General features: G+C 69.4%; 16 protein-coding genes. 7 read left to right on the top strand and 9 right to left on the bottom strand.

The window, feature by feature from the left end:
* The 3 genes from MVA01S_RS25415 to MVA01S_RS25425 form a co-directional block, all read right to left on the bottom strand.
* Nucleotides 1-520: copper resistance CopC family protein (locus MVA01S_RS25415; protein ID WP_060941737.1), on the bottom strand; the 520-nt coding region annotated here is incomplete at its 3' end.
* 35 nt (nt 521-555) lie between these two features.
* Nucleotides 556-1,068, bottom strand: a complete 513-nt coding sequence (locus MVA01S_RS25420; RefSeq protein WP_003931325.1) for a hypothetical protein — start codon at nt 1,066-1,068, stop codon at nt 556-558.
* 4 nt (nt 1,069-1,072) lie between these two features.
* Nucleotides 1,073-1,729, bottom strand: a complete 657-nt coding sequence (locus MVA01S_RS25425; protein WP_003931324.1) for a DUF6474 family protein — start codon at nt 1,727-1,729, stop codon at nt 1,073-1,075.
* 210 nt (nt 1,730-1,939) lie between these two features.
* On the opposite strand from MVA01S_RS25425, the gene MVA01S_RS25430 reads away from it, so the two are divergent.
* The 3 genes from MVA01S_RS25430 to MVA01S_RS25440 all read left to right on the top strand — a co-directional run bounded on the left by MVA01S_RS25430 (nt 1,940) and on the right by MVA01S_RS25440 (nt 4,594).
* Nucleotides 1,940-2,857: a hypothetical protein gene (locus MVA01S_RS25430; protein ID WP_040541707.1), complete on the top strand. Its 918-nt coding sequence runs from the start codon at nt 1,940-1,942 to the stop codon at nt 2,855-2,857.
* 61 nt (nt 2,858-2,918) lie between these two features.
* Entirely contained in the window at nt 2,919-3,410 is a 492-nt protein-coding gene (locus MVA01S_RS25435) for an ImmA/IrrE family metallo-endopeptidase (protein WP_003931322.1), read from the top strand.
* Nucleotides 3,407-4,594: a hypothetical protein gene (locus tag MVA01S_RS25440; protein WP_040541705.1), complete on the top strand. Its 1,188-nt coding sequence runs from the start codon at nt 3,407-3,409 to the stop codon at nt 4,592-4,594. Before MVA01S_RS25435 ends, MVA01S_RS25440 begins: the two co-directional genes overlap by 4 nt.
* 25 nt (nt 4,595-4,619) lie before the next feature.
* On the opposite strand, the gene MVA01S_RS25445 is transcribed toward MVA01S_RS25440, so the two are convergent.
* The 3 genes from MVA01S_RS25445 to sodN form a co-directional block, all read right to left on the bottom strand.
* On the bottom strand, nt 4,620-5,015 hold the full coding sequence (locus MVA01S_RS25445; protein ID WP_003931320.1) for a helix-turn-helix domain-containing protein: 396 nt from the start codon (nt 5,013-5,015) through the stop codon (nt 4,620-4,622).
* Between the two features lie 503 nt (nt 5,016-5,518).
* The gene (locus MVA01S_RS25450; protein WP_003931319.1) at nt 5,519-6,052 is read right to left on the bottom strand and encodes a hypothetical protein; all 534 of its coding nucleotides are present in this window, start codon (nt 6,050-6,052) and stop codon (nt 5,519-5,521) included.
* A gap of 159 nt (nt 6,053-6,211) precedes the next feature.
* Nucleotides 6,212-6,634: a superoxide dismutase, Ni gene (gene sodN / locus MVA01S_RS25455; protein ID WP_003931318.1), complete on the bottom strand. Its 423-nt coding sequence runs from the start codon at nt 6,632-6,634 to the stop codon at nt 6,212-6,214.
* Nucleotides 6,635-6,656: 22 nt separating this feature from the next.
* On the opposite strand from sodN, the gene MVA01S_RS25460 reads away from it, so the two are divergent.
* On the top strand, nt 6,657-6,998 hold the full coding sequence (locus MVA01S_RS25460; RefSeq protein ID WP_051015302.1) for a S26 family signal peptidase: 342 nt from the start codon (nt 6,657-6,659) through the stop codon (nt 6,996-6,998).
* A 10-nt stretch (nt 6,999-7,008) separates the two neighbouring features.
* On the opposite strand, the gene MVA01S_RS31615 is transcribed toward MVA01S_RS25460, so the two are convergent.
* Nucleotides 7,009-7,167 (bottom strand): hypothetical protein, encoded by a 159-nt coding sequence (locus MVA01S_RS31615; RefSeq protein ID WP_003931316.1) that lies wholly within the window; start codon nt 7,165-7,167, stop codon nt 7,009-7,011.
* A gap of 373 nt (nt 7,168-7,540) precedes the next feature.
* Between MVA01S_RS31615 and MVA01S_RS25465 the strand changes: the two genes are divergently transcribed.
* From MVA01S_RS25465 to MVA01S_RS25475, 3 genes are read left to right on the top strand one after another with little or no spacing between them, the layout of a single operon-like run.
* Nucleotides 7,541-7,882, top strand: a complete 342-nt coding sequence (locus tag MVA01S_RS25465; RefSeq protein WP_003931315.1) for a rhodanese-like domain-containing protein — start codon at nt 7,541-7,543, stop codon at nt 7,880-7,882.
* A 14-nt stretch (nt 7,883-7,896) separates the two neighbouring features.
* Nucleotides 7,897-8,925, top strand: a complete 1,029-nt coding sequence (locus MVA01S_RS25470) for a DUF4328 domain-containing protein (RefSeq protein WP_040541703.1) — start codon at nt 7,897-7,899, stop codon at nt 8,923-8,925.
* Between the two features lie 4 nt (nt 8,926-8,929).
* Entirely contained in the window at nt 8,930-9,751 is an 822-nt protein-coding gene (locus MVA01S_RS25475; protein ID WP_040541701.1) for a glycerophosphodiester phosphodiesterase, read from the top strand.
* A gap of 10 nt (nt 9,752-9,761) precedes the next feature.
* On the opposite strand, the gene MVA01S_RS25480 is transcribed toward MVA01S_RS25475, so the two are convergent.
* Together MVA01S_RS25480 and MVA01S_RS25485 are read right to left on the bottom strand one after the other, a co-directional pair.
* Nucleotides 9,762-10,316, bottom strand: a complete 555-nt coding sequence (locus MVA01S_RS25480) for a ferritin (RefSeq protein WP_003931312.1) — start codon at nt 10,314-10,316, stop codon at nt 9,762-9,764.
* A 116-nt stretch (nt 10,317-10,432) separates the two neighbouring features.
* A partial coding sequence (locus MVA01S_RS25485; RefSeq protein WP_255251721.1) for an LCP family protein occupies nt 10,433-11,464 on the bottom strand: 1,032 nt, incomplete at its 5' end.

Here is an 11,464-nt window from a genome sequence, read left to right on the forward strand (position 1 = left end):
CCGCGGCCGCCGCCGCGAACGGCCAGACCGGCACCCCGCCGTCGGAGCTGTCTGCCTCTGCGGGTGCGGCTGCCGGGGCACCCGGCGGTGGCTCCGTGGGGCTCGCCGGTGCCGTGGTGCCCGCGGGGTCGGCGGTCAGGACGCGGTAGGACCACGATCCCGTCACCACGTGGCCGTCGGCGGAGGTCGCGCGGTAGTTCACCGTGTACTCGCCTGCGGGGCCGCCGGGCCGGACCGGCACGCTGATCACGGCGCCGTCGACGGTGACATCGGCCTCCGACCACTGGTCGCCGTCCGGGCCGATCACCGTCATCGCGGCGAACTGGGATTGCATCGCTTCGTTGAACGTCGCGCTCACCGTGGCGGGCGGCCGCGCCAACTCGGTGTTCTCGGCGGGGTCACTGGCGATGCGGGCGGCGTGCGCCCAGGCCGATGCGGCGGAACCCAGCGCGCCGACGGTGAGGCCGAGTGTCACGGCCACCACCAGGAATGCGTGCATCGCACGCGGTACTGCAGTCATTCGATTGGCTTTCTCTGTCGATCGGAAGGTCTCGGTCAGCGGGGCAGCGCGACCGGTGGCCCTCGATGCGACTTCGAGCAGGCCAGCAGCAGCGCTGAGCGCATCGGATGCTCGACGAATCTGGCCGCGACGTTTCCCGGCGCCGCGGGTGTCGGCAGGGTGCGGGCGCCGACGACGCGCACGACCGCGGACAGCGCACGGCACAACCGCGCCCCGGCGACGATCAACACCGCCCCGATCCCCACCGCCAGCGTGTGGGCCGACAGCATCGCCCACGCGGGCGGCGCGGCATGTGTGTGGTGCTGGGCCGCGAGCGCGGCGTGGCCGGCCAGCTGACCGGCGCCGAGCACGCTCATCAGCACCGGTACGCCGTCGGCGCGGGGCATCGCCGAGGCCAGGGCCCCGACGATCGTCGCGATCAGCGCCAGCTGCACCGTCGACGCACCCGCCGGGACGACCCCGCCGCCGACACTGTGCGCAGCCAGCGTCAGGGCTGCCGTCAGCAGACCTGCAGCCGCGCCGCGCAGTCGCGCCGGGGCTCTGGACAACGGGTCAGACCACGCCCAATCGGGCCATCAGGTCGGCGTCGATGCCGTCGAGTTGCTCGGCGATCGCCGCGTGCGCGGCGCGCCTGCGGGCCGACGGCATGTTCTCGGCCGCGGCGACGGCGGCATTCAGATCGGTCAGCCGCTCGGTGATGGCGGTGACGAACTGCTTCGTCTCGGCGTCCTTCGGCTTCTTCTCGGCGATCAGGCGCAGCGAGTGCTCGGCACCGCTGATCCGGGCCGACAGCTGCGCGCCGTGTCCGGAGAACTGGCCGAGCTGACTCAACGGCACCCCGAGCCGGTCGGCGCGGCGTTCGTCGATCAAGCCGCGCGCGGAGATCGAAGCGCGGTACACCAGCGGCACCACCACCGGAGCCAGCAAACGCGATACGGTCAGCGCCCTCCGGATCCGGCTGGGAGAGAACAGCTTGCCCTCACTCGCTGCCTTCAGCTGAGTTTCAGCTACCTTCAGCGCGGCACGGTCGCTGTCGCGCTGCGCCTTCAGTTGCGAGCGCAGCGCGCGGGCCTGTGCCTTCTGCTCGGATTTGAACCGGCGCACCTCGTTCTTCGCCGACAGCCTCGCTTCGAGCTTGGCCTTGGCCTTGATGGCGCGGGCCTCGGCCCTTCGGGTCGCACGGGATTTACGTCGCTTGAACAGACTCATCCCTGCGGCCTCCCGGTCAACTCATGGGCACATCCGCCGGATATCCGGCGGTGACGGTGATCAACACTAGCGTTTGCCGCCGGACGGGATGTCCGCACGCCCCGCCCGCCGGGCGATGTGATCGTCGCAGCAAACAGCGCGAGCCGATTGTGCGAGAATCGACCCACATCGGGGTCAGACGGCGGCCGGTCCGCCGAAGGGGGTGACGACGTGGGTGCGCGGGTCGTTGCAGCAACCGTCATGGTGCTGTCCGGCCTGCTCGTGGGCGCCGTCCCGACCGCGTCGGCCGAGTCCGGCCCAAGGGCTGTGGACGGTGTCGTCGGCGGCGCCGACGGGGATGCGGCACGTCCTGACCTGCCGAAAGGCGAGCCGGACTCCGTCGACAGCGGAGACCCCGTCGAGGACCCCGCCTCCGATCCGCCCGAGGATCCGCCGGAAGAACCCGCGGACCCCGTCGACCCCCCGGACCCCGCGGACACCGTGCCGCCACCCGCCTCCGGTCCCCGCGGCGAGGACGACGCGGTGGAGCCCCGGCCTTGCTGCGAGGACGCAGACCCGGACTGTGCGCCGGGCTGGCCGTGGCCCGGGCAACCCGGGGAGGTCCCTCGATCCGAGGGTGTCTACGGCGACCGGCCACCGGAGGGGATGCCGTCCATCCGGCCGATCCCGGGCGGTGTGGTCGGGCCGGGTGCCGAACTGCCGGCCGGGGAACCGCCGGGCGTGCTGGACGCGGTCCCGGGAATCGGCGCCGCCGACGGGGACGTCCCGGAGGCGCCGATCACTGTGCCGATCGTCGTGACCGTTCCGGGCGTCGGCACCGCTGCGCCGGTCGGTGCCGGCCAGGGTGCCGGCACATCTGGGGGAGCGGTTCGGCTCGCCGAGACCCCGCCGCCGGCCCGGTCCGCCACCACGCCCGCCACCGGCGAGACGGCCGTTCCCGCGTCGGCGGCGCGCGTCGGTTACGGCGAGTATCTGCGTGCAGCCGGGCTGTCGCAGATCGCGGCGCTGGCCCTACCGGGGCTGGCCGGACTGCTCGCCCTGACCGGGGCCGGCGGCCTGGTCGGCTATCGCCAGGCCAAGGCAGGGCAGGGGGTGCGCACCGGTGGGACTGCGCGCTTCATGAACTGACGGTTCTGCCCCTCCCACGGGGACGGGCAGCGCATAGTTGATCCATCGAGAGGGGGATTCAATGCCCGCGAGCCGCAGCGTCACGCGAGCGGTCGGTGAAGTGCTCGACCTCGCCCCGCGCCGGGGTGAGGTCTCGCTGCCTCGATTGGTCGAGGCCGTCGGCGAAAGCCGCGGCCGGCCCATCGAACTCGCGACGGCCGAATTGCCGCCCGGGGTGTGCGGGCAGTGGCGCCAGTACGCCGACCGCGACGTCTTCCTGATCCAGCAGGGCCTCCCGGCCTGGGATCGCACGCTCGCCCATGAACTGGGCCATCTGGTGCTCGGCCACGAGGGCATCCCGGTCGTCCAGGCGGCGCTCGACAGCACCGAGCTGGCCAGCTCGGACCTGATCGGATACATGCTCAACCAGCGCACCGGCTGCATGGGGCCCAGCGGCGAGGAAGCCGAACAGGAGGCCGAGGACTTCGCCGCGCTGCTGATCTACCGGCTGGGGCGACTGCCTTCGGACCGCGCCTCGATCGTGCAGGTCCGGCTCGGAGAGGCGTTTGGTTGATCGTCTGGGTGATCGCCGGCCTTCTCGGGCTGGCCACAGGCCTCCGTATCGGCTGGGCGTTGGTCAACAAGCAGTCGTTGGTGAGTACCGCGATGATCCTGGCGCTCGGCAGCCTGGGCGTGGTCGCAGCGCTCAACTGGCCGCCGCTGACGCTGCTGATCGACACCGTGCTGCGCTGGCCCAACATCGCCATGGGCCTCAGCCAGGTCGCGTTGGTGGCCTGCGCGGCCGGTAGCTGCGTGATGATCACCACGGTCTCCTCCAGCCGCGCGCAGGCCACCGCAAAGCGCATCGCGGTCGCGCAGTACGGGGTGGCCGCGGTGATCGCGTCGATCAGCTTCGCGGTCTTCCTAGCAGCGGACAAGCAGCCGGAGATGGCCCCCGAGGAGTACCTGCGGCGAAACCTGGGATCCGGCGGAAACACGTGGCCTTGGCTGCTTCCGTTGCTGTACGTGCTGCTGGCGCTGAGCCTGGTGGCATGGGCGGGACTGCGGCTCTCCAACCGGACCAGGCGGGGCCGGGCGCTGTTCGTCTTCACCGTGGGCATCGTGCTGATCGTGCTGGCCCTGGCGTTCTTCGTGCTCCGCGCGGTGGGTACGACCGAGCTGGTGGGCATCGGCACCGCGGCCACGCTGCTGGGCTGTGCGATGCTGATCGTCGCGGCGGGATCCCTGCTGCCCAGCCTGGAGGACTGGTTCGGCGCCCGCCGGGAGCTACACCTGATCGAGCCGCTGCTCGAGGAACTGGGCCGGCGCCACCCCGATGTCGGGATCGGCGTCCGGCCGCGCGGTCCGTTGGTCTTCCGGGTCGCCGAGCGGATGTCACTGATCTCCGATGCGCTGTTCCTGGAGGCGACCGCGGCCGACGGTGCGCTGCGTCCGGTCGACAGCAGCGGGACCGAGGTCACCGACCTCGAGGAGCTCGTCCAACGAGCTGAGCTGCAGGCCCCCGACGTGCCGCCGGACGAGCAGGCGACCGCCGTCGCGGCCTGGATTCACGAGGGACGCCACGGCGCCGCAGGCGACGGGCGCGAGAAGTTCCCTGGGCTGGCGTGGTTGCGTCAGCCCGCTACGTACTCGGATCGCGAGTGGATTCTGGAGATCGCGCGTCAGTACCGCCGCCTGACCGCTGGTGCCTACGACGCCGTCTCGGAACACGCCGACGGCGGTGCGGTTGCCGGCTGATCGCCGACGACCGCCGCAAGGCTAATCAGTCGAGATTTTCGCGCCGACGCAGTTCGTCGACTTTCTGCACGATGTCCTGCTTGGCTTCGGCCGACAGCCCCACGGTTCTGGCTGCGATGCGGCGAACCCCTTCGTCCCGCATGCCGGCGAGCAGGGTGAGTTCCTTGTCAAGCTTCTCGTAGTACTCGTCGTCAGTGAAGTACGCGGGCTTGATGCGGAAGAAGTTGGCAAGCGCGGCCATCGTCGCGACCGAGGGATTGGTGCGATTGCCAGAACGCAGCTGCGACAGGTAGGGAGCCGACATCGTGACACCCTCGGCCTTGAGCGCTGCGATCACCTCCGCCGAGGTGTGCGGGCCACGTCCCGGCGGGTAGACCGTGTCGAACAAGCGGTTGAGGCGAGCGGCAAACGTATTGCTCATCGGATTGACCTCCACATACAGGCGAGCGGGTTCATCGGGCGGCGTATTTGCTGATTATCGTAGACACACATCTGGCCACAACCAAGTGCAAACCTCGTATCAGTCAACTCGGTCCACATCCCGGGAGCGCCGCTGCTGTCGTGAACGGCGTCAGTATTCGCGCCTCGCACTGCCATAGTACGTGCGGTTAAGCAAATAATAACGGCTCCGTAGCAAGCATACGCGCGTCTTCCCCGGGCCTGCCGTCACATAAGTTGCCCTATGTGTCACCGGCAACGATCTCCCGCCGGAGGCCCTGAATTCTCAAGGTTTGCTGGAGGGTAAGAAGGGCCGGGCTGACACCCGGCATGGGAACCGGCTTCGCGGCATGTGACGCGGCAAACACCGGTGATCACAGCCCCGGCGGGGAGTCCGGAAGGTGTCAGTAGCCAGTGGCATTCAGGAAGGCAGTGTCCTGCCATAACCCTGTCAATGTCCTGACAAAAATACCGACGCGCCCGGGCTCAAGCCGCCAGCAGCATCGCGAGAATGGCGGTGTCCGGGTGGCTGATCGGATCCACGCCGACCCGGCTGACCATCGAGGTCACCGTGCCGTCGGACTCCGCCTCGACCCATGCCGCCCGGTGCTCCAACCCGAGGTGCGGCAGCCCGGGCAGCAGCACACATCCCGAGGCCGCGCCGGTGCACTCCGGCAGCGAGGGCGTGGTCTCGGACGGCGGATGCAACATCATCAGGGCCGGGGGTTGGCGGTCGGCGAAATGGCCCGGCGGCACGGCCGCGTCCCCGATCACGGTGCCTTCGGCCAACACCAGGCCGACCGTGCCCGGCTCCGGCGCTTCCGGCAGTTCCTCGCGGACGCCGAAGATCGTCGTGGTGGACAGCAGTCCCGGCATCGACGCGACGCGCACTGCCACCATGAGCAGCTGCGCCCATTCCTTTGTGGAATCCGGCCAGCGCCCGGACACGACGAATCCCTTGAGAGACCCACGAGAGTGAAAAGGGGCGACCTCGATCGCCCGCCCGGCCCCGAATTCCATTCCGCCTCCTGGCATCCGTACCAATGCCCGACACGTCCCTGGGTCGATTCGTACAGAATGCTGGAGAAACGCATTGGCAGACAAGGGGACACGACTGCCAACGGGCAAAACAAAGCCGGCTCGGTCGAAGACCGAGCCGGCTATAGGTCAGGTAACGGGTCAGGCGGGAGGGTAGACACCCATCTGCTTGCCCTTGTCGGTCTGCCAGAAGATGTCGGAGATCTCGTCGATCGTCTTGAGCAGCTTCTCGGCCACGGCGGCGTCGAGCGACTTCTTGACGTCACCGGCGCCCTTCACGCCCTCCCAGAACAGCTGGTGCAGGTTCGGGAACTGCTCGAAGTGGTCCTTGGTGAAGAAGTCGGCCCACAGCACCATCAGGTGGTGCTTGACCTCTTCGGCCTGGCGCTCCTTGATGATGATGGCGCGCGTCTTGAAGTGCTCGTCATCGGAGTCGTGGTACTTCTGGATCGTCTTGAGGCAGGACAGCGCCTCGATCTTGGCCTGCGCGGGGTCGTAGACGCCGCAGAACAGATCGCAGTGGGCGTGGGCAGGGGTGGCGTTGGCGAACAGTCGATGCAGCATGGCCCTAACTTACCCTTAGCCGATGCGGGGAAGCCATGGGCCACGGACGTCCGGGTTCGATTGGCCGGTACGCCGTTTCGTGGTGGTCGAGGACTCGATGCTTCCGACGCTCAAGCCCGGCGACATGCTGTTGGCCTGGCGGGGCGGCAGCCCGCGCGCCGGTCAGCTCCGGGTGTTCCGCCACCCGCACACGTCGACCCGCTGGCTCGTCAAACGCGTGGGGGAGGTGTACGGCACGGTGTTCGAAGCCCGGTCGGACAATCCACGCGCGGTCGGGGCCAGCGATTCGCATGACTTCGGCCCGGTTTCCGCCGTGGGGAGCTATCGCGTGGTCTGGCGGCTGCCGGCACGTCGCGCGGACTGATCGCGCTCGGTCAGTACAGGACGATCAGCGCGAGAACGCCGAGCAGCACCAGCGCGATGAGCCCTGCGCGCAGGCACGCCATCAGCTGGCCGCGGGTGTAGGCGCGCGCAGAGGACTGCCATTCAGAGGGTTGGAATGCCGACCCCGAGCCCATCGAAGACGACGCCATCAGAAGCTCCTCACCAGCACGTCTGTACCTCCCCGGTCACCGCTTCAGTGAGATCGATCACACATCGGCGCGTGTGACGGCGATCATAACGCCTGTCGTCTGCCGCTGAGAAATCGAGCACCGAATCGCGATCGGAGCGCGAAACTGATTAGTGTCACTAAATATTTCGCTCAAGCCGTGTGTCCCCTGTTGACTACCTGAGCGCAGGTGGGGCGGGTTATCCCCAGGAACGGGCCGACCAGCGGCTCATGGGCCGGTCCGGGGCCCGACCGCCTGTGGATGAAGTTGTGGAAACTGTGGATAGCCCCGGCCCCGGCGGTATTGCTGCCGACCCGTTCTGGCCACTCGGGCGGGCACGTGCCAGCATGAGGTCATGGATGACACCGAGGTGCCGCAGGCGGCGATCGGCGACGTTCCGGTCGAGTTCGACGAGGCCGTGGTCCTGCTGGATGTGCGCGAGGACGACGAGTGGCAGCGCGGTCACGCGCCGGGCGCTCAGCACATCCCGATGGGGGACGTCCCCGCCCGACTGGCCGAGATCGACACCCAGGCGCAGTTGTTCGTGGTCTGCCACGTCGGCGGCCGTTCGCAGCGCGTCGCGCAGTACCTGGCGCGCAACGGCTACGACCCGATCAACGTCACCGGCGGGATGCTGGCCTGGGCCGGAGCCGGACGCCCGGTCGTCACCGACCGCGGAGACGCAGGCACGGTCTGACTTACTCTGGTCCGATGATCCAAGTGTGTTCCCAGTGCGGGACGCGGTGGAACGTGCGCGACCGGCAGCGGGTGTGGTGCCCGCGCTGTCGCGGCACGCTGCTCGCACCGTCGGGCCATGCTTCCGGACAGGGCTGGGGTCCAGGCCAGAGCCCGCACCCGGACCCGAAGCGCCAGGGGCAACCGCTGCCGTCCGGCTATCGCTGGGTGGCGGTACGGCCCGGCGCGCCACCACATCCCCGCCGCGGACGCCGTGAGCTCGGTCCGACCCCGCGCTATCAGGGCATCCCGCGGTGGGGTCTGGTCGAACATTTCGAGAGCGCCGTCGAACCCGCGGCCCAGCGCAAGGGACCGTCGCCGACCGCGGTGCAGATGACGCTCGTGGTGACGGCCGCGACGCTGGGAGCGGCGGCGTTCGTCCATCTGGTGCGCTACGTGCTGCTGATCATCAACCGGTCGGTGCTGCTGAACCCGTGGGTCGCGGGCGCGGCCACCTGGGGCGGTGTCGCGGTGAGCGTCGCGGCGGTGTTCATGACCGTGGCGAGCGTGGTGGTGTTGATGAACTGGCTGATCGCGCGTCGGGCAGTTGCGTTCGCCCACGCCGGTCAGGCCGAGCCCAGGCCCGGGTGGGCGCTACGGCTGGGTTGCCTGGTCCCGTTCGTCAACCTGCTCTGGGCGCCGGTGTTCGTGATCGAGCTCGCCGGGACCGAGGCCCGGCTGCGCTGGTTGCAGCGGTCGATCCTGGTGTGGTGGCTGCTGTGGGTGGCCAGCACCGTGGTGTCGGTGTTCGCATTCGCGACCAGCTTCACGGCCGACCCGCAGGGCATCGCCGACAACACCGTCACCACGATCGTGGCGTATCTGTTCGCGGCCGCCGCGCTGTTGGCCGCGCTCAAGGTGTTCCTCGGTTTCGAACAGCAGCCGGTGGAAAAACCAGCCCGGCGGTGGGTCATGGTCGCCGCCGGTGCCGAGGAATCCGAGGCACCGGAGCGCCCCGAACCCGCGCGTGCGGTTGAGAGCGCCGGGGAGAACCCGGCAGCATAGCGATATGAGCTCGGGCGGGACTTTCTGCGGTCATCCATTCGTGGTCGCTCACCGGGGTGCCTCGGCCGGGCGTCCCGAGCACACCCTGGCGGCCTACGAGCTCGCTCTCGAGGAGGGCGCGGACGCCGTCGAGTGCGACGTGCGGCTGACCCGGGACGGGCATCTGGTGTGCCTGCACGACCGCAGGCTGGACCGCACGTCCACCGGTTCCGGACTGGTCAGCGACATGACGCTGGCACAGCTGCGCGATCTGGAATTCGGCTCCTGGCATCCCAGCTGGAAGGACGACGGCAGCATCGGCGACACCGGTCTGCTGACTCTCGACAGCCTGGTGTCCCTGGTCATGGACTGGAACCGGCCGGTGAAGATGTTCATCGAGACCAAACATCCCGTGCGGTACGGCGCGCTGGTGGAGAGCAAGGTGTTGGCGCTGCTGCACCGCTACGGCATCGCGTCGCCCGCCTCGGCCGATCTGTCCCGCGCGGTGGTGATGTCCTTCTCGGCGGCGGCAGTGTGGCGGATCCGCCGTGCCGCGCCGCTGCTGCCGACGGTGCTGCTGGGCGAGACCTCGCGCTATCTCGGGGGGAGCGCGGCCACCACCGTGGGCGCGACCGCGGTGGGTCCGTCCATCGCGACCCTGCGGGAACATCCGGAGCTGGTCGACCGGGCTGCCGCGCAGGGCCGCGCGCTGTACTGCTGGACCGTCGACCACTACGAGGACGTGCAGTACTGCCGCGACCTCGGGGTGGCCTGGATCGCGACGAACCACCCCGGCCGCACCAAGTCCTGGCTGCAGACCGGTCTGACCGGCGCCGAACGCGACTGAGCGGACGCGCTTAGAGCGCGCCGCCCGCGGCCTTGGGGGCGGACGGGTCCGCCGACGGGGCGGCGAGTTCGCGTGCCACGAAGTCCTCGAGGTGGAACAGGTTCGCGCCCGCCCGGTCGGCGATCCGCACCAGGGTGGTCATCTGCGCGACCTCTTCGACCTGTTCCTTGAGGAACCACTGCATGAACTGCTCGCCGAGGTAGTCGCCCTCGTCGCGGGCGGTGGCGGCCAGCCGGCTGATCTGGTCGGTGACCTCACGCTCCAGATCGAGCGCGAACGCGATGGCCTCACGCGGGGTCTCGAAGGAGTTGCGCACCGGATCCACGGCCGGGATCTCGGTGCGGACGCCGCGATCGACCAGGTAACGCACCAGCATCATCGCGTGATTGCGTTCCTCGACCGACTGGCGATAGAAGAACTCGGCCAGTTGCGGGAGGTCGTCGCTGTCGAAATACACCGCGATCGCGAGGTACTGCTGCGACGCGCCGAGTTCGCTACGCACCTGGTCGTTGAGCAGGCTGTGGAATTTCGTGTCGAGTGCGTCGGAGGCGGCAACGGAAGTCATGCCACCACAATAGGGCAGGTCACGGGACCTTTTCATCGAAGGTGAACCTTACCGAGGTTAGGTTTGCTTTAGTTAGGGTGACCATTGTGACCCGCACTACAGAGTTTGCTCAGCGGTTATGGACCGGCGCCCTCGAGGAGGTCCTGGGGCACCGGTGTGTCGGACGCGAGCGCCGAGAACAACCGCTGCGCGGCCTCGGTGTCCCATACGACGATCGAGCCGGACCCGTTCGCGGTGAACTCACCGATCGGCACGGTCACCGTGGTGAGGTCACCCCGCAGCCCCCACGCCAGCCGCCCGAGGTCCCACACGTGGTCGCCTGTCCCGACCGTCACGGTGTCCGCGGCGGCGTGCAGCAGCGGGTACCAGCGCAACGGGTTGAGCAGCACGCCCGGGCTGGCCGCACGCGCGACCAGCGCGCTCATGAACTGGCGCTGGTTGACCATCCGGTCCAGGTCGGCCCGCGGGGTCGCCCGCGACCGGACGAAGCCCAGCGCCGACCGCCCATCGAGCTGCTGGCAGCCGGCGGGCAGGTTGATGCCCGCCAGAGGGTCGTTGATGGGTTCGGCCGGGCACATCGTCACCCCGCCGACGGCGTCGACCAGCCCCGCGAAGCCGCCGAAGCCGATCTCCGCGTAGTGGTCGATGCGCAGGCCGGTGGCCAGCTCGACCGTCTGGGCCAGCAGCTGCGGACCGCCGACGGAGAACGCGGCGTTGATCTTGTCGCTGCCGTAGCCGGGGATCGGGACGTACGAGTCGCGCGGTATCGACACCATGGTGGCCGGGGCCGCGGCGCCCAGTCCGGGCAGATGCACCAGCAGGATCGTGTCGGTGCGGCTGCCGCCGAGCACGCCACCGGTGGCGAGCTCGGCCTGCTGCTCGGGGGTCAGTCCCTCTCGTCCGTCCGAGCCGACGAGCAGCCACGTCGTGCCTTCGCCCTGTGCCGGCCGCTCGGGGTAGTCGGCCAGCGCCGCGACGCGGGTCAGCGACGAGTCGATCCACACGCCCGCCGCGACCGTGCCGACGGCGAGCAGCAGCACCAGGGCCATCGCGATGCGGACGAGGCGGCGCAGCCGGTGGGGCTTCTTCTTTACCGGCGGTGGGGGTGGCGGCGGGGCCGGGGCGGTCCGCCGCTGCCGGGGTGGGGG

The organism is Mycolicibacterium vaccae NBRC 14118 = CIP 105934, from assembly GCF_001552715.1.
Taxonomy (GTDB): Bacteria; Actinomycetota; Actinomycetes; order Mycobacteriales; family Mycobacteriaceae; genus Mycobacterium; species Mycobacterium vaccae.